This is a genomic window from Pseudomonas sp. ES1 (assembly GCF_050586605.1).
GTDB classification, from domain to species: domain Bacteria; phylum Pseudomonadota; class Gammaproteobacteria; order Pseudomonadales; family Pseudomonadaceae; genus Aquipseudomonas; species Aquipseudomonas sichuanensis.
Genome location: NZ_JBOBDM010000007.1, coordinates 20,861 through 45,751, shown reverse-complemented (window position 1 = coordinate 45,751; position 24,891 = coordinate 20,861). Strand labels below are relative to the sequence as shown.

The 24,891-nt window shown below is 63.6% G+C and carries 20 protein-coding genes and 1 pseudogene; 14 read left to right on the top strand and 7 right to left on the bottom strand.

Annotated elements, in window-relative coordinates:
• The first annotated feature begins 2 nt into the window (after positions 1-2).
• From ACQ4N9_RS04755 to ACQ4N9_RS04735, 5 genes are all read left to right on the top strand, one after another.
• The gene (locus ACQ4N9_RS04755; RefSeq protein WP_390970550.1) at positions 3-1,601 is read left to right on the top strand and encodes a VWA domain-containing protein; all 1,599 of its coding nucleotides are present in this window, start codon (positions 3-5) and stop codon (positions 1,599-1,601) included.
• Entirely contained in the window at positions 1,598-2,881 is a 1,284-nt protein-coding gene (locus tag ACQ4N9_RS04750) for a hypothetical protein (protein ID WP_390970548.1), read from the top strand. The genes ACQ4N9_RS04755 and ACQ4N9_RS04750 overlap by 4 nt, the downstream gene beginning before the upstream one ends.
• 42 nt (positions 2,882-2,923) lie before the next feature.
• A complete protein-coding gene (locus ACQ4N9_RS04745; protein ID WP_390970546.1) occupies positions 2,924-3,925 on the top strand; it encodes an HAD family hydrolase in 1,002 nt (333 codons plus the stop codon).
• 104 nt (positions 3,926-4,029) lie between these two features.
• Positions 4,030-5,586 (top strand): arylsulfatase, encoded by a 1,557-nt coding sequence (locus ACQ4N9_RS04740; RefSeq protein WP_390970544.1) that lies wholly within the window; start codon positions 4,030-4,032, stop codon positions 5,584-5,586.
• 41 nt (positions 5,587-5,627) lie between these two features.
• A complete protein-coding gene (locus ACQ4N9_RS04735; protein ID WP_390970542.1) occupies positions 5,628-8,159 on the top strand; it encodes a fused MFS/spermidine synthase in 2,532 nt (843 codons plus the stop codon).
• On the opposite strand, the gene ACQ4N9_RS04730 is transcribed toward ACQ4N9_RS04735, so the two are convergent.
• Together ACQ4N9_RS04730 and ACQ4N9_RS04725 are read right to left on the bottom strand one after the other, a co-directional pair.
• Positions 8,160-9,446: an OmpP1/FadL family transporter gene (locus ACQ4N9_RS04730; RefSeq protein WP_390970540.1), complete on the bottom strand. Its 1,287-nt coding sequence runs from the start codon at positions 9,444-9,446 to the stop codon at positions 8,160-8,162.
• Between the two features lie 143 nt (positions 9,447-9,589).
• Positions 9,590-9,760 carry a hypothetical protein gene (locus ACQ4N9_RS04725; RefSeq protein ID WP_258706572.1) on the bottom strand — a complete coding sequence of 57 codons (171 nt, stop codon included), beginning with the start codon at positions 9,758-9,760 and terminating at the stop codon, positions 9,590-9,592.
• 211 nt (positions 9,761-9,971) lie between these two features.
• Here ACQ4N9_RS04725 and ACQ4N9_RS04720 point away from each other — a divergent pair, with 211 nt between their 5' ends.
• From ACQ4N9_RS04720 to ACQ4N9_RS04700, 5 genes are all read left to right on the top strand, one after another.
• Positions 9,972-10,586 carry a dTMP kinase gene (locus ACQ4N9_RS04720; RefSeq protein WP_390970538.1) on the top strand — a complete coding sequence of 205 codons (615 nt, stop codon included), beginning with the start codon at positions 9,972-9,974 and terminating at the stop codon, positions 10,584-10,586.
• Between the two features lie 699 nt (positions 10,587-11,285).
• Complete coding sequence (gene copC / locus ACQ4N9_RS04715) at positions 11,286-11,669, top strand: copper homeostasis periplasmic binding protein CopC (RefSeq protein ID WP_390970536.1); 384 nt, start codon at positions 11,286-11,288, stop codon at positions 11,667-11,669.
• A 3-nt stretch (positions 11,670-11,672) separates the two neighbouring features.
• The gene (gene copD / locus ACQ4N9_RS04710) at positions 11,673-12,599 is read left to right on the top strand and encodes a copper homeostasis membrane protein CopD (RefSeq protein WP_390970534.1); all 927 of its coding nucleotides are present in this window, start codon (positions 11,673-11,675) and stop codon (positions 12,597-12,599) included.
• Between the two features lie 62 nt (positions 12,600-12,661).
• Positions 12,662-13,084, top strand: a complete 423-nt coding sequence (locus ACQ4N9_RS04705; protein ID WP_390970532.1) for a hypothetical protein — start codon at positions 12,662-12,664, stop codon at positions 13,082-13,084.
• 86 nt (positions 13,085-13,170) lie between these two features.
• A complete protein-coding gene (locus ACQ4N9_RS04700; RefSeq protein ID WP_390970530.1) occupies positions 13,171-13,737 on the top strand; it encodes an isochorismatase family protein in 567 nt (188 codons plus the stop codon).
• A 195-nt stretch (positions 13,738-13,932) separates the two neighbouring features.
• On the opposite strand, the gene ACQ4N9_RS04695 is transcribed toward ACQ4N9_RS04700, so the two are convergent.
• From ACQ4N9_RS04695 to ACQ4N9_RS04675, 5 genes are all read right to left on the bottom strand, one after another.
• Positions 13,933-14,940, bottom strand: coding sequence for a Rieske 2Fe-2S domain-containing protein (locus tag ACQ4N9_RS04695; protein ID WP_390970528.1), 1,008 nt, complete (start codon positions 14,938-14,940; stop codon positions 13,933-13,935).
• Positions 14,937-16,076, bottom strand: coding sequence for a hypothetical protein (locus ACQ4N9_RS04690; protein ID WP_390970526.1), 1,140 nt, complete (start codon positions 16,074-16,076; stop codon positions 14,937-14,939). Before ACQ4N9_RS04690 ends, ACQ4N9_RS04695 begins: the two co-directional genes overlap by 4 nt.
• Positions 16,073-17,227 carry an ATP-grasp domain-containing protein gene (locus ACQ4N9_RS04685; protein ID WP_390970524.1) on the bottom strand — a complete coding sequence of 385 codons (1,155 nt, stop codon included), beginning with the start codon at positions 17,225-17,227 and terminating at the stop codon, positions 16,073-16,075. The genes ACQ4N9_RS04690 and ACQ4N9_RS04685 overlap by 4 nt, the downstream gene beginning before the upstream one ends.
• A complete protein-coding gene (locus tag ACQ4N9_RS04680; RefSeq protein ID WP_390970522.1) occupies positions 17,215-18,081 on the bottom strand; it encodes a hypothetical protein in 867 nt (288 codons plus the stop codon). Before ACQ4N9_RS04680 ends, ACQ4N9_RS04685 begins: the two co-directional genes overlap by 13 nt.
• A gap of 1,600 nt (positions 18,082-19,681) precedes the next feature.
• The gene (locus ACQ4N9_RS04675) at positions 19,682-21,007 is read right to left on the bottom strand and encodes a serine hydrolase domain-containing protein (protein ID WP_390970520.1); all 1,326 of its coding nucleotides are present in this window, start codon (positions 21,005-21,007) and stop codon (positions 19,682-19,684) included.
• Between the two features lie 117 nt (positions 21,008-21,124).
• Here ACQ4N9_RS04675 and ACQ4N9_RS04670 point away from each other — a divergent pair, with 117 nt between their 5' ends.
• The 4 genes and pseudogenes from ACQ4N9_RS04670 to ACQ4N9_RS04655 all read left to right on the top strand — a co-directional run bounded on the left by ACQ4N9_RS04670 (position 21,125) and on the right by ACQ4N9_RS04655 (position 24,886).
• A complete protein-coding gene (locus tag ACQ4N9_RS04670; protein ID WP_390970518.1) occupies positions 21,125-22,030 on the top strand; it encodes a LysR substrate-binding domain-containing protein in 906 nt (301 codons plus the stop codon).
• A gap of 445 nt (positions 22,031-22,475) precedes the next feature.
• A pseudogene (locus ACQ4N9_RS04665) lies at positions 22,476-23,414 on the top strand (cyclase family protein).
• Between the two features lie 177 nt (positions 23,415-23,591).
• Positions 23,592-23,717 carry a hypothetical protein gene (locus tag ACQ4N9_RS04660; RefSeq protein WP_390970516.1) on the top strand — a complete coding sequence of 42 codons (126 nt, stop codon included), beginning with the start codon at positions 23,592-23,594 and terminating at the stop codon, positions 23,715-23,717.
• Positions 23,714-24,886, top strand: a complete 1,173-nt coding sequence (locus ACQ4N9_RS04655; RefSeq protein ID WP_390970514.1) for an MFS transporter — start codon at positions 23,714-23,716, stop codon at positions 24,884-24,886. Before ACQ4N9_RS04660 ends, ACQ4N9_RS04655 begins: the two co-directional genes overlap by 4 nt.
• Positions 24,887-24,891 lie beyond the last annotated feature (5 nt).

Below are 24,891 nucleotides of genomic sequence, written 5' to 3'. Positions count from 1 at the left end.
GCATGGACATCGACCTCGGCGCCTTGCACTTCTTGCGCCCCTGGTGGCTGTTGCTGGTGCTGCCAGGCCTCGGTCTGCCGCTGCTGTGGCGGCGCCGGCGCGACCTCAAGCGGCAACTGCGCGGGATCATCGCCCCGCACCTGGTCGAGCACCTGCTGATCCGCCCGCGCGACGACCGGCGCCTGCGCCCGGTGCACCTGCTGGCGGCGTTGCTGGTGGTCGGCGCGCTGGCGGCGGCCGGGCCCACCTGGCAGCAGGACATCCCGGACTTTCTCGACAACCGCGCGCCGCTGATCCTGGCCGTGGACCTGTCGCCCTCGATGGACGCCGACGATGTGCCCCCCAGCCGCCTGGGCGCCGCGCGCCACACCTTGCATGACCTGGTGCAACGCCGGGCCGGGGCCCGTACCGCACTGATCGCCTATGCCGGCAGCGCCCACCTGGTGCTGCCGGCCACCGACGACCCGGCCTTGCTCGACAGCTTCATCCAGGCCCTGGCCAGCGACCTGATCGCTAAGCCCGGCAAGGACGTGCTGGGTGTGGTGAACATCGCCCTAAGGCTGCTCGACGCCGAACATAGCCCCGGCACCCTGGTGCTGCTGACCGATGGCGCCGACCCCGCACAGTTCGAGGCACTCGGCCAGCGCCTGAGCGACAGCGACCTGCAGGTGCTGGTGCTGGCAGTGGGCAGCCAGGACAGCGGGGTGCTGCACGATGCCAAGGGCATGCCGCGCCTCGATGCCGGGGGCAATGCCGTGCAGGGCCGTTTCGACAAGCAGGGCCTGCAAGGGCTGGCCAAGGCCGCCGATGCGCCGCTGGGCAGCCTGACCTTGAACGACGATGACCTGGACTGGATCGAACTGCACGCCCGCCAGCACTACCAGGCCGTGACGGGCGACAGTGCCACGCTGCACTGGAAGGATGCCGGCTACTGGCTGTGCTGGCCGTTGCTGTTGCTGGCCCTGGGCGGACTGCGCAAGGGGTGGCAGGTGAACTGGCTGACCGGCCTTGCCGTGGTCTGTGTGTTGGGCGCCGCACCCGGGCAAGTGTGGGCGGGGGAACTGGCCGACGCCTTTTTCAGCGCTGACCAGCAGGGCCGCTGGGCCTTTGAGCAGGGGCACTACGCCCAGGCCGCCGAGCATTTCCATGACCCTTACTGGAAAGGTGTGGCGGCCTACGAAGCGTCGGACTACAAGGCTGCGCTGGCCAGCCTGGCGCCGCTGGACAGCGCGCCGGCGTACTTCTACCAGGGCAACAGCCATGTGCGGCTGTTCCAGTTTGCCCAGGCGATTGCCGCCTACCAGCAGGCGCTGCGCTTGCAACCGGCATTCCCCGAAGCAGCCGCCAACCTGGCGCTGGCCCAGGCCCTGCTCAAGGACTACCAGGACCAACAACAGAAGAGCACCGGCGCTAAGCCCGACAAGGTGATCGAAGACCAGGCCCCGCTGCAGGGCGGCAAGGCGCAACAGCAGCACACCGGCAAGGCCGCCTCCGACCAGCTATGGCTGGACAACCTGGCCACCTCGCCGGGGCAGTTCCTCAAGCGCAAGTTCCAGATCCAACAGGCCGCGCGCCGGCCGGGCGAGGAGGGCACGCCATGAAGTTCCTGCTGACTCTGTGGCTGCTGTGTCTGCCTGCGCTGGCGGCCGACCCCGAGGTGCGCGTGGCCCAGCGCCTGGTGCCGCAGGGCGCGATCATGACCGGCGGCACGGTCAGCCTGGAGATCGACCTGCTGGTCGATACCTGGTTCACCGATGCACCGGTATTGCCGGCGCTGGACCTGCCTGGCGCCGTGGTCAGCCCGCCCACTGGCGAGGCCCAGCACCTGAACGAGGATATCGACGGCAAGCGCTTCTTCGGCCTGCGCTACAGCTATCGCATCACCCCACAGGCGGCCCGGCACTTCGACATTCCGGCCCTGGCGTTCCAGGTGCAGCCCGGACAGGCCAGCGGGCCGCTCACGGTCAGCAGCCAGCCACTGGCGTTCGAGGCCAAGGGCGCCAGTGGCAACCCCGACAGCGCGCAGCCGGTGGCGGCGCAATTGACCTTCACCCAGCAGGTGGAGCGCTCGCATACGCCACTGCGGGCGGGCGATAGTGTGACCCGGCGCTTGCGGATTGTTGCCCCAGGGGCGCAGGCGATGCTGTTGCACGCCCCGGTGCTGGCCGAGGTCGCCGGGCTCAAGCGCTACGTGCAGACGCCGGGGGTCAAGCCGTTGAGCGACGGCCGCGGCGGGACCTTGGGTGGCGAACGCGAGGATACGGTGACCTATGTGATCGGCGCCGCCGGGCGCTACCAGTTGCCTGAGATCACCTATCAGTGGCGCGATGCGACGAGCGGTGAGGTACACCAGACGAAGGTGCCGGCTGTAGCGTTGGAGGCTAGCGCAGGTGCGTATCAGGCGCCGTTCTCCATCAACGACGACCTGCGGGCCATGGGGCACCAGGCCCGGCTTCGGCTCGGTGGGCACTGGCTGCTGGTGGTGGCCGCGGTGTTTGGCGCAGGTGCTCTGGGCTGGGGCCTGCGCGCGCGGTGGCAGGCGCTGTGGCAGCGCTTGCGGCGCTGGCAAGCCCGACGCCATCAGGCCTGGCTCGACTCGCCGGGCTATGCCTGGCGCCAGGCCCGTGCACAATGCGCGGCGCAGCCGCCGAAGCTGGATGCGCTGTACCTGTGGGTGCGACGCAGCAGTGGCCAGCCCGGATTGCTGTGTGGTCGGGCGCAAATTCCCGACGCAATAAAGAATCGTTTGCTAGCCTCTTTCAGGTCCCGTTTCGGGGCCTCGACGGCGCCTGAGCAAGCGCCGATTGCCTTGCCGCGCACACCACCTGCGCAGCAGCCGTGCAAACCACAGCGCAGCGGTCTGAAGCCTCTGAACCGCTGAACCGGACTCATCGCGCCATCCGCCCATGGCAAGGAGCTCCACATGCAGCCGCGCCCAGCCGCCCATGCCCTGCGCAGCGTGCTTTGCCTGTTGCTGTTGCTGCCATGCCTGGTGCTGGCCGCAGCGCCTTTGCCGTCCTGGCGCGACGGCCCCTCGCGCCAGGCCATCGTGGCGTTCGTCGAGGCCGTCACCGATCAAGGCAGCAAGGATTATGTGGCGCCCGCCGAGCGGATTGCCGTGTTCGACAACGACGGCACCCTTTGGAGCGAGCAACCGCTGTACTTCGAAGTGTTGTTCTCCATGGACGAAGTGCGGCGCCTGGCGCCCGAACATCCGCAATGGAAAACCCAACAACCGTTCAAGGCTGTGCTGGACAACGACCACAAGGCATTGGCGGAGCAGGGCATGGACGGCCTGCTGAAGATCGTCGCGGCCACCCACTCGGGCATCAGCACCGAGCAATTCCTGGCCCACAGCCGTAGCTGGCTGGCCAGTGCCAAACACCCCAGGACCGGCAGGCCCTATACCGAGATGGTGTTCCAACCGATGCTGGAACTGCTCGGTTACCTGCGTGACAAGGGTTTTCGCACCTACATCGTCTCGGGCGGCGAGGTGGTATTCATGCGCGCCTTCGCCGAAGAGGTCTATGGCATACCCCCCGAACAGGTGATAGGCACCACTCTGGTTGCCGAGTATCAGGACAAGGACGGCCAGCTCAGCATCCAGCGCCTGCCCACGCTGTTGCACAACGACGACGGCCCGGGCAAGCCGGTGAGCATCGAGGCGGTGATCGGCCGGCGGCCGGTACTGGCCTTCGGCAACTCTGACGGCGACCTGCAGATGCTGCAATGGACCCTGGCCGGGCCGGGCCGGCGTTTTGCCGGGCTGGTGCACCATACCGACGCCAATCGCGAATGGGCGTATGACCGGCCAAGCAGTGTAGGGCGCCTGGACAAGGCGCTGGATATCGCCAACCGACAAGGTTGGACCGTGGTGGACATGGCCCGCGACTGGCGCCGTGTCTATCCCTTCGACAAGGAGTGAATGCCACACCGGAACCGCAGGGCACTGGGTCCCAGCCAGCAGTCGGAATCCTTCGTGCACGCAGTCGCGGACTTGCGACAGCAACGTGAACGGAGAGCAACGTCATGAAGTCCAGTACAACCTGGTGGTCCGCCGTCGCCCTGGCGACCACGGCCACCTTGGCCGGGGCGGCCGAAAAGCCGAACATCCTGGTGATCTTCGGCGATGACATCGGCCAGACCAACATCAGTGCCTATTCCAAGGGCGTGGTCGGCTACCAGACGCCCAACATCGACCGCATCGCCAAGGAGGGCATGCTGTTCACCGACTATTACGCCGAGAACAGCTGCACCGCCGGGCGCTCGACCTTCATCACCGGGCAGGTGGCCAAGCGCACCGGCCTGTCCAAGGTGGGCATGCCGGGGGTGCCAGTGGGCCTGCAGGCGCGCGATGTGACCATCGCCCAGGCGCTCAAGGCGCAAGGCTACGCCACCGGCCAGTTCGGCAAGAACCACCTGGGCGACCGCGACGAGTACCTGCCCACCAACCATGGTTTCGACGAGTTCTTCGGCAACCTGTACCACCTCAACGCCGAAGAGGAGCCGGAACGGCCTTACTGGCCCAAGGACGACCCGGAATTCCTCAAGGCCACCACCCCGCGCGGGGTGATCAAGTCCAGTGCCGACGGCAAGATCGAGGATACCGGCGCGCTGACCAGCAAACGCATGGAGACCATCGACGACGAGACTACCCAGGCCGCGATCAATTTCATCGAGAAGCAGGCCAAGGCCGACAAGCCGTTCTTCGTGTGGATGAACACCACGCGCATGCATGCCTTTACCCATGTGCGCGAGTCGATGCGTAACCAGAGCGGCATGATCGGCAACGAATACGCCGACGGCATGCTCGAGCACGACGGCGATGTCGGCAAGCTGCTCAAGTCGCTGGACGACTTGAAGATCGCCGACAACACCATCGTCGTCTACACCACCGACAACGGCCCGAACCAGTGGTCGTGGCCGGATGCGGCGACCACGCCGTTCCGCAACGAGAAGAACTCCAACTGGGAGGGTGCCTACCGCGTGCCGGCCATGGTGCGCTGGCCGGGCAAGATCAAGGCCGACTCGGTGAGCACCCAGATGTTCTCCGGGCTCGACTGGTTCCCGACCTTGCTGGCCATTGCCGGTGACGTCGACATCAAGGACCGCCTGCTCAAGGGCGCCGACGTGGGCGGCAAGAACTTCAAGGTGCACCTGGACGGCTACAACCAGCTGGACTATCTGACCGGCAAGACCGACAAGAGCGCGCGCAACGAGTTCTACTACTTCAACGATGACGCCCAGTTGGTGGCCATGCGTTTCAACGACTGGAAGATCGTCTACTGCGAGCAGCGCGCACCGGGTGGCTTCCCGGTGTGGAGCGAGCCGTTCACCTGCTTGCGGGCACCCAAGCTGTTCAATTTGCGAATGGACCCCTACGAGCGGGCCGATATCGTGTCTGACCAGTATTACGACTGGCTGACGAAGAACGACTACCTGTTCTTCCAGGGCACGCAGAAAGCCGCGCGGTTCCTGCAGACCTTCGTTGACTACCCGCCCAGCCAGCGCCCGGCGAGCTTCAGCATCGACCAGATCCAGGACGATGTGAACAAGAAGATCGAAGAGAAGATGAAAGGCAAATGACCCTGTGAACCGCGAGGCGCGACCTCGCTAAGGCAGCGATGATGGTTTCACCCGCAAGGCCAAGCCTGCCCACGGCTGGCTGCGATCGTGTGGCAGCCGTGGGTTTGGCCCTGCGCTTGCCTGCTGCCTTGTTGCTGCTGTCTGGCGGCGCGGCGCTGGTTTACCAGGTGCTGTGGATCAAGCAGCTGTCACTGGTGGTAGGCGTGGAGGTGCACGCCGTGACCACCGGTATCAGCGCCTTTTTCGCAGGCTTGGCCCTGGGCGGCTGGTTGTTCGGGCGCTGGGCCGACCAGCTGGCCCGGCCGGTGCGCTTGTATGCGCTGCTGGAGGTGGCGGTGGCAGTGCTCGGGGTAGCCAGCACGTTGGCCCTGGGGGCTTCGGCCGGGTGGTTCGCGCGGATGGAGGCCAGTATCGGCTGGCTGGCCTGGTGGCTGCCGTTTGCCCTGGTGGGGGTGCCTGCGCTGTTGATGGGCGGCACGCTGCCGGTGCTGGTGCGCGCCATGGCCCCCGCGCCCGGCCAGCAGGCCCAGGCCAGCGGGCGGCTCTACGCCGCCAATACCGCCGGAGCCATTGCCGGCACCTTGCTTGGCGCCTTTGTATTGCTACCGCACCTCGGGGTGACCGGCAGTGCCCTGGCCGCAGCTTCGATGAACCTGCTGGCTGGGCTGGGCGCCTGGATCCTTCGGCGCAATGACCAGTTGCCACGCAGCGCTCAGGCCAACGAACAGGCGCCGCGAAGCGCCCAGGCGCGCCTGGCGATTGTGTTGTACTGCATCGCCGGTGGGGTGGCGCTGGGTTACGAGGTGGTGTGGAGCCAGTCGATCGTGCAGTTCATGAGTACCCGCGCCCATGCCTTTGCGCTGGTGCTGGCCACCTACCTGTGCGGCCTGGCGGCCGGCAGTGCGCTGTATGCCAGGCGGGCCGACCGTTTGCGCGACCCCTGGGGGCTGTTCGCGGTGCTGATCGCCAGTGCCGGGCTGCTGGCGCTGCTGCAGCTCGCCGGGCTCGGGCGCTGGCTGGTGCTGGCGCAGACCCAGGCCGAGCTGCTGGTGTTGCAGGCTACCGGCAATGAACTGGCCGGCATGTGCGCACGCTTTGCGGTGGCGGCCATGAGCATGGTGTTGCTGCCCACCGTGCTGCTGGGCGCGGCGTTCCCGCTGGCGGTGCGCCTGGCGGTGGATGGCCGGCGGGTTGGCCGGGATGTCGGCACGGTGGTGGCGCTCAATACCCTGGGCGGCATCCTGGGCGTGGGCTTGACCGGCTTCGTGCTGATACCGGCTGTGGGCCTGGTGCGTACCCTGGCCCTGTTGGCCGGCCTGGCGGCGCTGGTGGGGTTGATTGCGGCATGGCGTGGCAACGCCGTGGGGCGGCCGGCCAAGGCCATGGTGCTGATGGTGGCCATTGCCTGCGTGGCGGTGGGCGTGCTGACGCCGACGCAACGCCTGGCCGAGCTGCTGCCTGGGGCACGCAACGGCCAGCTGACTTTTTACCGCGAAGGCAAGGGCGGTACTGTCGCGGTGGTCAAGCAGGCCCGCCAGGGGCAGGGCTTCAGCCGCCTGTACATCCAGGGCGTGTCCAATACCGGCGATGCCATGCCATCGCTGCGCTACATGCGCTTGCAGGCGTTGTTGCCGTTGCTGATTCATGCTGGCGAACCGCGTTCAGCACTGGTGATTGGCTTCGGCACCGGCATCACCGCCGGCGCGATGCTGCGTTACCCGGGGCTGGAACGCCCGGTGGTGGCCGAACTGTTGCCCGAAGTGCTGGCCGCCGCCTCGCTGTTCAAGGGCAACTACGATGTCGTGCAGGACCCGCGCCTGGATATCCGCCTGCGCGATGGCCGCCGTGAGTTGCTGCGCAGCAATGAACGCTACGACCTGGTCACCCTGGAACCGCCACCGCCTTCGGCGGCCGGTGTGGTCAACCTTTATTCGCGCGACTTCTACCAGTTGGCCGCCAGCCGCCTGCAACCCGCGGGCCTGTTGGCGCAATGGCTGCCGCTGCCGACCCAGAACGATGAAGACACCCGCGCGCTGGTGCGTAGCTTCATCGAGGTGTTCCCCCACGCCTCGCTGTGGACCACGGAATTTCACGAAATGTTGTTGATCGGCTCGTTGCAGCCGCTGCAACTGGACGTGCCGCGGATCATCCAGCGATTTTCCCTACCTTCCGTGGCCTCGACACTGGCCGAAGTCGGCATCGACTCGCCCCAGGCGCTGTTGGCCACCTGGATCACCGACCGGGCAGGGCTGGCCCGTTACGCCGGCGACGCAGCAGCGGTGACCGACGATCAGCCGCGCATCGAATATGCGCCATGGGTACGGCCACGGGAGATCACCCGGGTGTTGCCGGCCTTGCTGGCGCTGCGCCAGGCACCGCCGCTGCAGGGTGCCGCCCCCGGCTTTGCCGGGGCGGTGAACGACCAGTGGCTGACCTTGCAACGCTTCTACAGCCTGAGCCTGCACGCCTACAACGGCAACCGTCAGGCCTGGGCGCGGGAGGCCGGGGCGCTGGTCCGCAGCGATGGCGCCAACCCCTATTTCCGTTGGTTCCTCGGCGGCCCACAGCCTTGATCAGAAACGCCAGGTGGCGCCACCGCCGACGATGTGCAGGGCGGCATTGCGGTAGCTGCCGGAGAGGCTGTCGCCCGAGCGGGCCTTGGTCTGCTCGACATCCATGTCGCCCATCCAGATCAGGGTGTAGGCCAGGTGCAGGTCCAGGCCGTCGCGCAGCTGGTAATTGACGCCCGTGGCCAGGCGCCAGGTGGCGCCCATGGGGTTGTCGACGGTGCGGTCGCTGTCGTCCACCGCCGAGCTGTCGTAGCCGACCCCGGCGCTCCAGCGCAGGCGCGGGGTGGCCTGGTACTGGGTGCCTAGGGAGGCGTGCCAGGTGTCCTTGTATTGGCGATCGACGCTGCGGCTGACATTGCCGACGGCATCGCTGTCCACCTCCACGCCGATATCGCCGAATTCGCTCCAGTCCTGCCAGCCGAGGCTGGCCAGCAGCTTCCACTGCGGGTCCAGGTCATGGGCGATGCTCAGCAGCACGGTCTGCGGCACGTTCATGTCCAGTTCCAGTTCGCTCACGTCGAGGCGGCGCAAGGCGATATTGAGCAAGGGGTTGCTGACGTCGGTCACGTGGGGCTTGTCCTTGAACTCGAGCTTCACCTTGCTGGTGTAGGCCAGGCCCAGCTGGGTGGCGGGCGACAGCCGATAGTGCAGGCCCAGGTTCACGCCCACGCCGACGTCGGTGTCCTGGTATTCCAGCTGGCCGTCCTGCCGGTCGGCCAGGCCCAGCAGGTTGTTGTTGATGGCCATCTCGGTGCGATAGTAGCCGTACAGGATGCGCGGGCCGATGCCCAGCGACAGGTCGTCGGTGAGCTTGTAGGCGAGGGTGGGCTGGAACGACACCCCGATCACCGCCGCTTCCTGGGTGAAATAGCGGCCGGCCCAGTCATCGTCATAGTCCAGCGCCAGGCCGAAGTTGCCGTACATGCCGAAGCCAAGGGTTGCGCGCTCGTCGAGCTGGTGGCTGATGAACAGGCTGGCGCCGGGCAGGTACTGCAGGGCGTTGCCGCCTTCGTTGCCGTCGAACTGGTTGGCGCTGTCACGGGAGAAACGGACATTGCCGAGGATGACCTGGGCATTGGCGCTGACCTGGGTGCCCTTGAGCTGGGTGAGGGCGGCGGGGTTGCTCATCAGCACACTGGGGTCGCTGGCCAGTGCGGCGGCGCCGGCGTTGGCCAGGCCGTTACCTTCCTGGCCGGCTTCGTAGATGAGGATGCCACCGGCCAGGGCAGTGCCGGTGGTGGCGGTGGTGCAGCACAAGGTGAGCAGGGGCAGTAACCGACGTCGTCTCATGGTCGTGGTCCTGACAGGGCTGGGGACGGAGTCGAGGGCACTGCCTGAGCAACCTGGTTGACGCAGTTGCGCCCGCCCTGACGTATCCAGCCTAGACCGCGTTGGTGCAATCCGCCGATGCAATGTGTTTGGCGGTTGCGGTACTACGCCGTGAATCCAGGCTCCTGAGGCTCTTCTTGCGGGGTGTCCTGCTGGACGTTGTGGTAGACGGCAGCCGCGCAGAGGGCCAGCAGCCCGACGCTGGCGATCACGATATCGCCCAGCAGCGTGCCGGCGACCAGGATCAGCAAACTGAGGCGGCAGAACATCACCATGACAGCCCTCCATGGCAGTTGGATTCGAATAGGGCCATCAACATAGCGTGCAAGACGCTTTGATGCAGCGGGCATATCTGCAAACAACCTCTGCAAAATGGCACTCATCGCAGCTACGGCACTTATGCCCATATTGTTTAGCCGCCACTGGCGATTGGCTTTAGTATCGGCGCAGCTGCGCCACCCCCTCCAATCAATCGTTATGTGAAGTATGAATCGTTCGCTATTTGTTTCTTTGGACGGGCCCAAGGGCACCGGCAAAACCACGCTGCTGGAGGCCATTACACAAGCGCTCAGGGCCGACAACTACAAGGTGATCCGCCTTTGCGAGAAGAAAAGCGACCCCTTCAGGGGGGAAACGATGGCCCTGGTCAACAGGCTCGTCAGGCATCCCAGCCAGGAGCTGGAGTTGCAGGTTTGCGCGCGCCTGGCGGATAGCCGGGCGTGGATTTCGCAGCACGTGCTGCCCAAGCAGCCGTCGGGCAGCATCATCCTGATCGACCGCTGGTACCCCTCCGATGCCGCGTTTCGCCGGACAGTCCCGTTTGCCGAGATTCTGCGGTTGAACATGGAGCGCAACGTGCGTGTGCCGGACCTGCATGTCGGGGTTGTCACCGACCCCGAAGTTTCATGGGCGAGGGCGGCGGCACGCACACGTGGGCTGGGCAGTACGGTGATTCATAAACTGCAAGAGCAAGTTGCCTGTACCCAGGCGTTCGAGCGGGCGGTCGCGGATCACGGCTGGGTGATGTGTCGTAACGAAGGCACGATCGAAGCGGCGACGGCGCAGGTGGTTGCCGAGATTCGTGGCGTACTAGTACGCTAATTTATTACGTATCTTTTCGTGCTTAGGTACATATTGCATGGGAAGCGCCATGACGGCCAAGCGCCTGTCTTGGTATCGCATGTGGGCGGCTAGGTGCATGGCGATGGATGTTCAGCGCCTATGAGATCGAGCGCCGCCCGCGCGGCGCTTCGCGGGTAAACCCGCTCCCACAGTTTATTTCGGGCCAATTATTCCTGTGAGAGTACCAGCGCCTGCCTTGGTGCATGTCTTGAGTCATGTGGGACGGCGGCAACGCCCACACTGAAACCGCGTCGTGCCAACAAGGCGGACCAGGTGATAGCACAGGAGAGACTGGCCCGAAACAGACTGTGGGAGCGGGTTTACCCGCGAAGCGCCGCGCGGGCGGCGCTCGATCTTGAGAGCGCTGCAAAACCATCGGCATGCTCCTGGTGGCCATTACCCAATTTGAATAATCAGCCAAACCACCACAGCACTTCGCGGTGGTTTCTGATGATGGTTATCAATTTATTACGTAATTGATATGAATGACGGCAAGCGCGCTCATACCCGTAACCAGCGGCGCCAGGCCCCTTTCAAGCTGACTGAAATGTAATCGCACGGTCCTTGCGCCTGTGACATCGTGCACCTGCACCGTGACGCTGATTCAGCGCTTTCACGGACACGATATCCACTCCATAAAAAACTCGAACTGACAGCGCTTGCTGTGAGGAGCCTTGCATGCCTTTCCATAAAGCCACCGCTGTAACACTTGCGCTGACCGCCGGGTTGTTCCTGAGCGCCGTTGCCCAGGCGCACCCCAGGCTCCTATCATCCACGCCGGCGGAAGGTGCGGATAGCGTGGCGCCTTCGTCCATCGCTTTGCACTTTTCCGAGCAACTTACGACTCAGTTCTCCGGGGCAAAACTGATCATGACCGACATGCCGGGAATGCCAAATTCACCCATGGGAGTACAGGCAGTCGTCGCGCCGGGCAGTGATCCGAAGACCATGATCATCACGCCTGCAGCGCCCTTGACCACGGGCACTTACAAGGTCGAATGGCGCGCTGTTTCTTCGGACACTCACCCGATTACCGGCAGTTTTTCCTTCAAAGTGAAATGATCCATGGGCGACTCGCTGACTGTCGCGATTCGTTTCGCGCTTTATCTCGACTTGATGATGCTATTTGGCTTGGCGCTTTTTGGCTTGTATGGCCTGAGGGGGAAGGAGAGGGCGTCGGGCACGGTCTTGCGCTTTGAGTCGCTGCTGTATGGCACGTCGCTCTTGGGTATTGCGCTATCCCTGGTCGCGCTGGGTGTTCTGGCGAAATCCATGAGCGGTGTGTCGGGCTTCATGGAGCTGCATCACCATTTTTTCCAGATGATTCTCACGGGCACTGATGTCGGCCTGAGCTGGCAGGTCCGTATTGCCGCACTGCTTTTCGCTATTGTCGGCATCTCGCAATACAAGCGCTTTGCGACCGCCAGCCTGTGGGTCGTCACTGCGTCCGGAGCCGTTGCACTGGCAAGCCTGGCGTGGACCGGCCATGGAGCGATGGGCGAGGGGAGTCGTGGCTATTGGCAGCTCATCGGCGATGTTCTCCATCTGCTGGCTGCGGGCGCCTGGCTAGGGGCGTTGGCGGCGTTCGCGTTGTTGCTTCGCTGCAAATCACTGAAAGGCGAACATGAGGCGCGGCTTCTTGCCCGGGTATTGACTGGCTTTGAATCAGTCGGCGCCGTGATCGTGGTTGTCATCGGGCTCACTGGAGCAATCAATTACCTCTTTATTGTTGGCCCACGTATCGATGGCGTCATATTCAGTACCTATGGTGCTTTGCTGTTTTTGAAGGCCCTGTTGTTTGGCGCAATGATCGCGCTGGCTGCACTCAATCGTTTTCATTTGAGCCCGTTGCTGGAGCGTTCGGTTCGAAATGGCGAGTATTCGGTTGCGGTGAGTGCCTTGCGTCGAAGCCTGGCATTCGAGCTTTCAATGGCCATCGTCATTATTGCCCTGGTTGCATGGCTGGGCACTTTGAGCCCTGAGGTGGAATGAGCGCGGGATAGAAATGGCTGTAGGACGCTATGCTGATCATATGGCCCCTTGAGGTGCTGATCATGCGCAGGATGTTCTTGCTCGTCGCAGCCAGTGTTATTGCGGGCTGCCAGACGCCGATGCCAACCGCCAACCCAGAGATGGCCTGGGTCGACTTGTCTATACCGTTTCCCAACGACAGAGTGTTGCTGGCCGAGCGCCTGGACAAGCAACGCCTTGAAGACGGGCGCTTTTTCCAGGTTACGCCCGGCAGCCACGAGCTGATGGTGAAGTTCGACTATGAAACCAGCGGCGGTGGCGGCATGAGCATGATGGGCGGGCCTTCGGTACGCGAATGCTACCTGACCATCAATTACGGCCATTTCACAGCGGGACAACGCTATGTGCTCGAGGCTCGCTCGATTGCCTTGAACCCGGAGGCACGGTTGTATGACGGCGCAGGGAAAGTCGTTGCAGAGGTCAGTGAGTTTTATTGCCTGATGTGAGCATGAGCCGTGGGTGCTGGGCATTGCTGGCGGCACCTTGTTGCAGCACACTCGGCCTGATCGTCAGCCAAAGGAACTGAAATCGGATGAAGGACCAATCCAGCGCTGTGCCCCTTGTGATCCTTGACGTACAAGATGCCATTGATCGCCCGAACTGGGATGGCAAAAGCAATCCTGGGTATCTGGCAGTGATCCAGCGACTGCTCGCGCTCTGGCGGTCAAAAGGCTGGCCTGTTGTGCACGTCAAGCACGATGAGCGGACGCCAACATCCAGCTATTACGTAAATGGCCCGTGGAATGGCATCAAGCAAGAAGTTGCTCCGATCGAGGGTGAAGCGGTCATTATCAAACAGGAGAACTGCGCATTCATCGGTACCGAGCTCGACGCCACGCTTGGCAAGATGCGGGTAAAGCGTTTGGTGCTGACGGGTGTTGTCATTCACAACAGCATGGACGCCACCGTCCGTGCGGGAAAAGCACTGGGGTACAGCATTATTCTTCCGTCAGACGCCACGACAGCCGTGCCCGTCGTCGGGCCGAATGGAAAGCGCTGGGACGCTGCAACCGTTCATGAACTGACCTTGGCGATACTCGGTGATGAATATGCCGATGTGATGTCGTCGGATGAATTGGTCGCGCAGTTCACGCTGTGAAACCTGACATCGGGTTGCATGGAAATCATATGTCAGCATTCCTTAAAAAGGATAATGCGTAACATGCTGATTTTTCAGGTGTTTTTTGCTGGCACGTCGCTCGCTGTGATCGGATTGCCGGGGCCGCTTTGCGGCCCTTTCGCGGCACGAGGCCGCTCCTACAGGGAGCGCGCCAGACTTCAAGTTGCCACACCGTTACAGCAAGAACGTCTCACGCCGCTCTTCGAACCCTTGCAGCTCGCCATGCTCGAGCAACTGCCTGATCCACGGCCCAAGCAAATCCTGGGGGCTGTCCAGCGGTGCCTGGCGCAGCGCCAGCGCGGTGAAGCGCTGGCGGTTGGCGCTGAGGTTTTCCAGAATCGCCCGGTCCTGCTTGAGGATCACCTTGAACAGCGCCTGCAGCACCCCGCGCTTGAGCCAGGCCGGGGCCCGCCCACGGGCGGTGGCGATGCGCGCGAACAGCCGCAGTTCGCCCTCGGCGGCGGGGCTCAGCCAGGCGCTGACCAGCAGGTTCAGACGCCCCTGGCGGTCGCGGTACTCGATTTCGGCCAGCCCCGGTAAACGGAAACGGCCCATGCTCAAGCCGCGCTCGCCTTCGAGCAGGCGCGAAATCAGCCCTGACTGGGTACTTTCATCGCTGTACTGCGCCTCGACGCCATCCTCCAGCCGGTGCACCCAGGTGCTGATGCGCTGACGTTTGCGGTCGTGGCGAATCCAGCCGGCATGCACGAACGGGGTGTGAAAGCCGTCGAGGAAGTTCTCGGCGGCGTCCTGCAAGGTGCAGCGCACCTGGTCGCTCATCCAGAACAGGTCCAGCGCCTGGGCCTGCTCGGCGGGCGCCACCGGCAATGCTGCCGGGGGCTCGGCGTCAAGGCTCGCCCACACCAGCCCGTGGGCTTCACAGCTGTGCAGGGCTTTCAGCAACGGCTGGCTGCAGGCCTGCTGCTCACGCCCGGGCAGGTGGCTTAAGCGGCCTTGCGGGTCGAAGCGCCAACCGTGGTAGGGGCACTGGATCTGCCCGTCACACACGCGGCCGGCGCTCAGTGCGGCGAAGCGGTGCGGGCAGCGGTCGGGCAGCACCGCAGGGGCGCCGGTGGCGCCTCGGAACAGCACCAGCGGCACGCCGTGCAGGGTGCAGGCCAGAGGCTGGCGGCGCAGTTGCCGGCTCAGGGCGACGGGCCACCAGCCTGCTTGAATGTTCACAGTTTGAGCTTCCTCATCAGGGGCACGCCGAGGCGTTGCAGCAGCACCGCCAGTACCCGCCACACCAGGCGCCGGCCGAACGGCAGGTGGGCCACGTACACCAGGCTGTACTCGATCTGCGGCTGGCCGCCACGCAGGCGTTTGAACGCCGCGGCGCCAGAGCTGAAGTTGAGCACCTGGCGGCGGTTAACCGCCTCTTGCAGGCACAGCCGGGTCAGCTGCCGGTACAGGCCGGCGCGCTGGGGCAGGGCGGTGTCGTAGCCGACGATCGGCGTGCTCAGCAGCGTGCTGTTGGCGAACCAGCCCAGGGCGCCGTCGATGCGCCCCTCGGGGCTGCGCAGGGCGCGCAGCTGCAACCAGCCTTCACGGTGCCCGCGTTGCAGCCAGGCTGCGCTGTAGTGCGGGTTGAGGGTGCTGTATTTTTCCAGGTACAGCAGGTTGTAAAGCTGCTCGATGCGCGTGAAGTCGGCGTCGGCCAAGGCTTCGCCCGGCACCACGGTATACGGGCTGCGGCGCAGCAAGGTGGCGTCCAGGCGGGTGTTGTGGTGGCGCAGGAAGGCCGACTGGTCGCCGGCCCGGCCGTCGAACAGGTACACCTGGCGGCTGGGGATGGCCAGGTAGCCCAGCTTTTGCAGGCGCAGGCGCAGGGCGGGGTTGCTGAAGTCGTTCAGCGAACGAAAGCCAAAGCCATGGTCGGGGAAGGTGCGCCGCAGCAGCGCGGTGATCGCCGGCAGGTCGGCGCCGTCCCAGTCCGGTGGGTACAGGTTGGTGGACAGCAGCCAGTTGTTCACCTGCACCAGCCGGTCTACCTTCGCCGCGCTCAGCAGCTTGTCGACAGCTTGGGTCAGGTATTTGAGCGGCCAGGCCAGCCACGGGCGGCGCAGGCGCTGCAGCTCTTCGCGGGCATAGCCGCTGTAGGCGGTCTGCGGCGACACCACGTAGCAGTTGCCTGCCGGGTCGTTGCCGTGGTTGATGCTCACCGGGAACTGCTGGCTGCCGGTATCGAGCAGCGCCAGGGCGGTGCTGACATTGCCGATCAATGCGCCACCGGCGCAGCTGCGCACGTACTGCCGGGCGCTGCTGTCGTCGGGCGTGGGCGGCTGTTGCGCCAATTGCTCAGGCATCAACAGCTTCATGGGCGCGGCGCCCCGAGCGGCTGGCCGTTCCACTCGATATCGGCGGTGGAGGCGGCCAGCAGGCCGCAGCGCCGGCTCGCGGCGCGGCCGATGATCTCGGCCAGGCTCAGCACCTGGGCCGTCAGCGGGCCGCGGTCGGCGCCCTGCACGATCACATCCCGGGCCTGGCGGTAGTCGTGCCAGAAGCCAGGCTTGAGCGCCCGCCGCGGCGCAGCCAGCAGCAGCATCGCCAGGGCGATCATGCGCGGTTGCAGGGTGGCGTGCAGGGTTGGCGCCTGGGGTGCATCCAGCGCCGCCACCAGTTGCCGGCGCTGGTCGTCGAACAGGTGCACGCCGCTGGTGGCCCTGGGGTTGCATTCGAGCACATGGAAACGGCCTTGCTGGTCCTCGATGAAATCGAAGCCCACTTGCCCGGTGTAGCCGGTGGCCTGGCCGAACTGCTCGACGAAGGCGGCGATTGGCGCCGGTGCGCAGCTGTGAAAATAGATGCCCGACCCGCGCCCGACCCGGTAGCGCGGCTGGTAACTGGCGTGGGCGGTAAGCTTGCCGCCCACCAGCACGCTGAAGCTGCAGTATTCCTGCCCGGCGACGAACTGCTGGGCCACCCAGGGCGCCTGGGCGCTGGGCTTGAGCCGGGCCAGCTGCGCAGCGCCCGGGCGAATCAGCGTGTGCGAGGCGAAGCGCGAGTAGGCCGGCTTGAACACCAGGCTGTCGCGCTCGCCGGCCAGCGCCTGCAGTGCCTGGACGTCGTGCAGCACGCGGGTGGGCGGTGCGGCCACCGCCCAGCCCTGGGTCATGGCGGCGAAGTCGCCCTTGTGGTGCAGGCGGTGCAGCAGCGCGAAGTCGCTGGTGAACACCCGGCACAGCGGGCGCAGGCGCTCCAGGCCGTGGGCCAGGTAGAACACCTCTTCACAGGTGGGCAGCAACAGGTCGATGTGCCGTTTGTGCACCACATCGGCCAGCGCCTCAAGCCACGCCTCGGGGTCTTGGCGGGGCTCGGGCAGGCGCACGAAGTGCTCGACCGCGTGGCTGAAGCGGCTCAGTGGCTGGGCCAGCGAGTCTGCCACGTTGACCGACCAGCCGGCCTCGGCAAAGGCGCGGGCCCACTCCAGGCACGCCGGTGCGCGCGCCCCCAGAATCAATACACGCATGGCAAACCCTCGGGCAGTTGCAGCATCAGCAGGCGGCGGCGCTTGCTGTGAGGTGGGGGCGCCTGCCAGTGGCCGAAGCTCAGGCGTGGCGGCCGCAGGCCATGGGCCTGGCAAAGCTCGGCCAGGGCTGTGGCCAGGCGTTGGCAAAGCTGGGTGTGGTCGCCTGCGCCGAGCACATCCACCTGCCAGTCGAGCCCGTGCTGGCGAACCTGGTACTCCTCAAGCGCCGGCCCCAGCATCAGCAGGCTGCGGCGCAGCACATCGGGGTACAGCGGCGCCAGTTGCCGGCCGTCACTGCGCGGCAGCCAGAGCACCTCGTCGGCGCGGCCTTCCACGGCGGCGATGGCCCGCTCGGCGCGGCCACAACGGCAGGGTGCATTGGCAACCCGCAGGATATCGTTGAGGCGGTAGCGCACGATCAGTTGGGTGCGCCGGGAGAAGTCGGTGATGATCGGCTGAAAGCGAGTGCGCGCAGCGTCCAGCCATTGCGGTTCGATGTGCAGGTGGCTTTCGTTCAGGTGCAGCGTGCCGGCCTCGCAGGTGTAGCCGAGAAAACCCTCGCTGGCCTGGTAGATCTGCTGTGGGCGCCAGCCGAAGGCTTGCTCGACCAGGTCGGCGTCGGGGCTTTCCAGCACTTCGGCCACCGACAGGATGTGCCTGGGGGCAAGCGCCAGGCGCCCGGCCAAAGCGGCCTGGGCCAGCCCGCGCAACACCGTGGCCGGCGCCACCAGCACGTCGGGGTTGTGTTGCGCCAGGCGCGCCAGCGAAGCCTCAAGGCCCAGGGTGAGGTCGTGGAAGGCGAAGTCGATGCGCCGGCTGGCCAGGGTGGTGTACAGGCGGCTGTTGGCGCGCATCGGGACGTCAGAGTAGATGGCCACAGCTGCGACGAGGAGCCACGGCTGCCACTGCTTATCGTGCTCGGCCAAGGAGTTGACATCAGATCTGCCAGTTGCGCCGGCGTAAAAGTTGTCCGTATTCTCCTCAGGCGAGCCTCGAAGTCTCTCGGTTTTAGATCATCGAACGGATTCTGTGTCGTTGTGGTAACGGTAACTAGGTAGTCGAAAAAATCCCTCCCACCGTGCATGAATACCTGCCGGTGCTGATTGGTTCCGAGTGCAAAATCTGATTTTGACTCTGGTGTAGAGGCTGGCGACGAGATGGAATCGGTTGGGGCGGAATCGCCTGAGAGCTGCTTTCTGACTATCGGGCGCCAATTATCATTAATTGGCTTAACCGCGAACACTGCTTTGCTGAGCAGGTAACGTGTCCCACCAGTCCTAGAGATCCACGACATGGGTAGGCGCATGACGAAGTGCATGAACTTCCTGGCATCCGTTTCTTGCCATTCCGGGAGCGACTTGTGCCGAATCGACCAGCTCCAATGCATCATCGTCTCGAGCACTGGGCATACCATCTTGTAGTGCCTTGGAGTGAATTCCGGCCGTTGGGACTGCTTGGCCAGGAAGTCGATCCCGAAGCGCCACGTTTGAAATGCCTTCAGTGCGGGGTCTAGGGTATCGAGCCGCGTGCGGACGTCGTTATTAATTGGGCTCTCCAAGCCTTGATGGTCAACCAGCAGCACAAATGGCGGGAACAAAGGGTACGGCACGAAGGAGTCCATCGGTTTCGCTGAATTATCCGCCGCCTTCGCTGGTGAATCGTGCGGTGCGCTAGGCGCCGGCTTTGGGTGTGATTTGCCCGCTGGATTCTTAATCGATGTCCGCGCTGATTTCATCATGACTTAAAGCTCCTCAGGCGCTGGTGGAGCGACTAGTGCTAGGCAGGTCTTCGAGTTTTGAAAAACATAGCGGTGGCCAATAGACGCACTGAGGTCTCTAGGACGCAGCGTGATAAGACCGCCGGCATTGAGCTGCTTGCTGGCACCCGAGCTTGGCCCAAGGTGAGCCGACGCTGGGGACTAGGCTGTGGAGTGCCAAATCATGAAAAGACATTGTAGACGCCAAAGGATGCTGGCGGAGGCCGTTCAGTTCTAGACTGCCTGAGCCGTGAGGATTGATTGTGAATCGGCTTGGACGCTGGATTACACAATTGTGCCGATCGTCGAGCAGAGCACAGGCATGGTTGGAGATGCTTAAACTTGATCAATTGTCAGCTCGGTGCAGTTCAGCGCAGTCTCAGTCGTAAACCGAGAGCGATGATTGGACTAGACGATGGAATTTGAGACAGGATTTCTGGTTGCAGAATTATGATTTTCAAACCGAGCACTCAGGGATGCCGGGGCTGTGAAGCTGAGAAGAGACTGAAGGGATGGAGCATAACGGCTTGATTCGAGGGTTGTATGGTCAATCGAGGCAAAGTCTGGTTTTCGGGGGCTGGTGACAGTTGGGCAGCAGCATTACAAATACACAATTTAACATAATATACATTATGCGCATTTTGGCATTGCAGCGTGGCTCCGGTTCCCACCAGAATCGAAACCACGCCCAAGGCTTTTTACCGATCCAGCGCCTCGCTCACCGCATTTACGAACACAGCCTGTTCGTCATACAGCGAACTCGGTGTCTCTGCGTTCTTCCACGTCGACCATTGCACCACCACCAGATTCTCGGCCGGATTGATCGCAATCGTCTGCCCGAAGATTCCCAGTGCCCAGAACGTCTTGTCGCTGGTTGCCGTGCGCTTCGGTGCGCTGTCGGCATTCGCTGCCGGCGCGTTGTACCACCATTGATAGCCGTACTGGCCGTTGGGCGCTGCGGCGGTTACCGAGCCTTTGGCTTGGGTCCAATGCGTCGAGCGCGCAATCCAGTCGTCCGGGAGCAGTTTCTCACCGTCGGGCAACTGGCCGCCGCTCAACACGAACTGGCCGAAGCGGCCCCAGTCACGCAGCGTGGCGTTGAAACCATGTCCGCCCATGTCGACCTTGCCGGGCACCAGTGCGTGCCATACGCCATCCTGCTGCATGGCGTAACGGCTCCAGATGCGGCTTTCCAGGTACTTGGCCAGGGTCATGCCGGTGGCGTTTTCCAGCACGCGGCCCACCAGCCAGGCGCCGCCAGTGTTGTACGACCATACCTCACCGGGCTTGACGCCCGGTTTGCGCGTGACCGAACGCACCAGCTGCAGCACGCAGTCATAAGGGTCTGGCCTGGCTTCGCACTGGGTCATGTGGGAGAAATCGGAGTCCTTGGAGGCGTAGTTTTCATCCCACTGCACGCCCGAGGTGTGCTGCATGAGTTGATGCAGGGTTACGTCCTGCCACTCGGAGCCCTTGAGTTCCGGCACATAGGCGCTGACTTTGTCGTCCAGGGACTTGATCTTGCCTTCTTTAAGCGCCACGCCCACCAGCACGCTAACCACCGACTTGGCCACCGAACGCGAGGTCCACAAGGTTTGCGCGGTGTTGCCCTGGGCGTAATGCTCGTAGGCGACTTTACCGTCCTTGAGCACCAACAAACCGGTGACGCTCTGGTTGGCCAGGTAATCGGCCAGGTTGTGCTGCTTGCCTTCGAGTGTGTACTGGATGTCGCTCAGTTTGTGCTCGGCCTCGGCCAGCGGGTATGGCTTGGCGCCGTGGCTGCTGAACACATCGCCGGCGTACAGCCGGTAGGTATTGCGAAAGCCCACCACCCGTGTGGCCTGGTCCCAGGTCAGCATGTCCTTGGGCGCAGGCAGCACCTTGTCGAACGGCTCCGGGCAGCGCTCAAGGCCTGGCACGCCACACGGGCCCTTGCTGTCGGCTGCTTGCGCGGCACCTGCCAGCAACGCCAGGGCCAGTACGGACAGGCCGGTGAAGGACTTCTTTATTGTTGTTGGCCGCATCAGGGGCTCCTTCAAAAGCGCGGAATTACGCGGTTTTGAGTGTCTACAACTTGAGCCTGGGGTAAAAGCACAATAAATTTGCCTTCACTATTACAAAAAATAACACCCGAGGTGCCCATGTCCCTGCAACGCCTGCCCCCGCTTAACGCCGTGCGCGCCTTCGAGGCTGCGGCCCGCCTGGGCAGTTATGTGGCTGCCTCGCAAGCACTGCATGTGACCCAGCCGGCGATCGGCCGCCACGTGAAAAACCTCGAGGGCTGGCTGGGCGTGCGCTTGCTCGAGCGTTCGCCACGGGGCGTGAGCCTTACCCAGCAAGGTGCGCACTACTACCAGGCGGCAGCCGAAGCATTGCAGATACTCGCCGACGCCGGTGCGCGCCTGGCCCGGCGTGACGACGAGCGCTGGCTGCGTATCCTTTGCGTGCCGGCGTTCGCTTCGCGCTGGCTTACACCCCGTATCGAAGAGCTGCGCAGCTTGCGCCCAGGCGTGAAAATCGCCATCGAGCCGAATGCCCGCTTCACCTCGGTGGACGCTCGCCAGGCTGACCTGGGCATTGCCTATGGCTTGCCTGGCGAGTTGTCCGGGGTGCACCAGGTGCTGATTCGCCCGCAGGTTTTTCCGGTTTGCTCACCGGGTTTGCTGGCCCGGCTGCCAGCTGGCCTGGACGCCGCGAACTTGCCCGCATGCCCGTTGATCCATGTCGACGACGGTACCTGGTGGAACAGCTGGTTTGCTGCCAACGGCCTGCGTGTGCGGGTGCACGCGGACACTTCGCACGTGAGCAACGATGTGGTGCTCAACCTGGCGCAGCACGGCCAAGGCATCGCACTGGCCACCGAGGTGCTGGTCGGTCGTGAGCTGCAGGATGGCAGCCTGGTACGCTGCGTGCCGCAGGCAGCACCGCTTGAAAGCTACCAGGTACTGACCCCTGGCCAGCCGCCGTCGGCCGATGCGCAATGGTTCATGGGCTGGCTGGAAAGCCACTTGAAGGCCGCCTTCCCCGATGCTTCGAACGCCACTTAATATAACTCAACTAAATGTTTATTTAGTTGAGTTATATATATTTCTTGTCAAGAAAGTTGCCTTGATCCCTCAATATTCGATAGCGACCATACCTGGATTTTCATTATTTATTGCAGTGGGCAGATGGCGGCGAACAATCTCGAAGATGCGAAATCAGTGCTCGAAATCACTCTATATAGAATTGTACAAGTCCAGACCTAAGGCATCTCGCCCCTCTCCTACCCTCTCCCCAGGAAAATACTCCGTTGATAACTACTGTCTGGAGCATCTCTTCTAGCGCAGCCTGAATTCTTGACTTCAAGGCAAATAAATTTGGCTTCTACAGGGCTTAATTCGCAAATGTAAACGCCGCAAACTGCGAACCATTGCTTAGTCCACTGGACCGCATCATCCCCTTGCACTGTTCGCACTTGCCTTGACGGCCTTCGTCAACTGGAGAACCACGATGAAAACCTTTTCAAAATTCGCTCTGGCGGCCTTGCTACCACTTGCCATGCAGGCCGCCTCCGCAGCCGATTGGTACCCTTCTGCCTACGGCCAAAACGATGAGATCGGCGCTGCCAACTTGTTGACCCCGGACGTGGTCAAACAGGCGGTCGGTCTGGTCAAGACGGGCAAGACATACCCATTGGCCGTACCCGTGGACAAGAACCTTCCTGCATTCCGCCATCGCAGCTTCCGTCTGTACAACGTGCAGGTCGGGCAGCAAGCCGGGAAATCACTGGGCCCGAACAAGTTCACCTTCAACGATGAACTGGTAAACGCCTGGACTGGCGTTGGCACTCAGCTCAACGGGATTGGCCATATCGGCATCGACAACCTGTACTACAACGGCAACAAAGCGGCCGACTTTGTGACTGTCGATGGCGTCACCAAACTCGGGGTCGAGAAAGTGCCGCCGATCGTGACCCGTGGCGTGGTGCTGGACATGGCCGCTTATTACAACAAGGCCATCGTGCCCGGTGGCACCGAGTTCAGCGTGGCCGACATCCAGGCTGTGTTGAAGAAGCAAGGCCTGACCCTGCGCAAGGGCGATGTAGTGCTGTTCAATACCGGTTAGCTGGAACTGATCGGCAAGGACAACAAGCAGTTCCTGGAAGTGGAACCCGGCATCGGCATGGAAGCGGCGCAGTGGCTCGCAGACCAGGGCATCGTCGCTTTTGGCGGCGACACCTGGGCCTCGGAGGTTTATCCGAACCCGCATGGCCAGGACGAGTTCCCGGTCAACCAGTACATGCTCGCCAAGCGCGGTATCTACAACCTGGAACTGATCGACAGCCGTGCATTGGTGCACGACAAGGTTTGGGAGTTCCTGTTTGTACTCGGCCAACCGCTTTATGTTGGCTCCACTCAAGTCAACATCAATCCGGTTGCGATTCACTGATCGCTCTACCACCAAGATCCCTGCCCGCTGCGGACTCTCTCGCTGCGGGCTTGCCTCTCTTGATCCGTGACTTCAAGTCAAAAGTGATTGGCGCAGTCATGACTTAATCCATCCGCACAAGGTGGAGATACTGCGCCCACTAAGCGATCCCACCACACGCCAGCCGGAGGCCATCCGATGAGCCTGCATGATCAGTCCCCATTACCCACCCATTCCCAAACCTTCTTCACTGCCACCGCCCTCACCCACCACCGGATGCAAGGCCCGCTGATAAAGCTCGCCGCACAGGAGTCCGCGCAATGAAACCCGGGCACGTCTTGACCGCCCTGGCCATCGGCGCCTTCGGCATCGGCACTACCGAGTTCACCCCCATGGGCCTGCTGCCGGTGATTGCCCAAGGCATGGACGTCAGCATCCCCAGCGCCGGCATGCTGGTGACGGCCTATGCCATTGGCGTGATGCTGGGCGCCCCGATCATGACCCTGCTGTTCAGCCGCTTCGGCAAGCGCGGTGCACTGATCGCGCTGATGGCCATCTTCACCCTCGGCAACCTGCTCTCGGCCCTGGCGCCGGGCTACGGCACCCTGCTCGCCTCGCGCCTGATCACCAGCCTCAACCACGGTGCCTTTTTCGGCCTGGGTGCGGTGGTGGCTGCCAGCGTAGTGCCACGTGAGAAACAGGCCAGCGCCATCGCCACCATGTTCATGGGCCTGACCATCGCCAACATCGGTGGCGTGCCCGCCGCCACCTGGATCGGCCAACAGGTCGGCTGGCGCCTGGCCTTCGCCGGCACCGCGCTGCTCGGCATCCTCGCCATGGCCGCCTTGTGGTATGCCTTGCCCAAGGGCGAGCGTGGCAGCGTGCCCGATGTGCGCCGCGAACTCGCCGTGATCGCCCGGCCAAAGGTTCTGCTGGCAATGGCCACCACCGTGCTCGGCGCCGGTGCGATGTTTACCCTCTACACCTACGTAGCCCCCGTGCTGGCCGAACTGACCGGCGCCTCGGACAGCTTCATCACGCTCGGCCTTGTGCTGATCGGCGTAGGTTTCACCCTCGGCAACAGCCTGGGCGGTCGCCTGGCCGACTGGTCGCTGGACGGCTCGGCACGGATCTTCCTCGGCGCTCTGGCCTTGATCATGCTGCTGATGCCACTGGTACTGGGCAGCCACCTCGGCGCCGCCCTGGCCTTGCTGGTATGGGGCGTGTTCACCTTCGCCGTGGTGCCGCCACTGCAGATGCGCGTGATGACCGCCGCTGCCGAGGCGCCGGGCCTTGCTTCTTCGATCAACGTCGGCGCGTTCAACCTCGGCAACGCGGTGGGCGCGGCGCTGGGTGGTGGCGTCATCAGCCTGGAGCTTGGCTATGCTGCAATACCGGTAGCCGGCGGCCTGCTGGCAGCGGGCGGGCTGATGCTGGTGTGGCTTGGCGGGCGCGGCAAGGCCACTGCCAACACCATCGGCGAGGCTGCGTAACATCA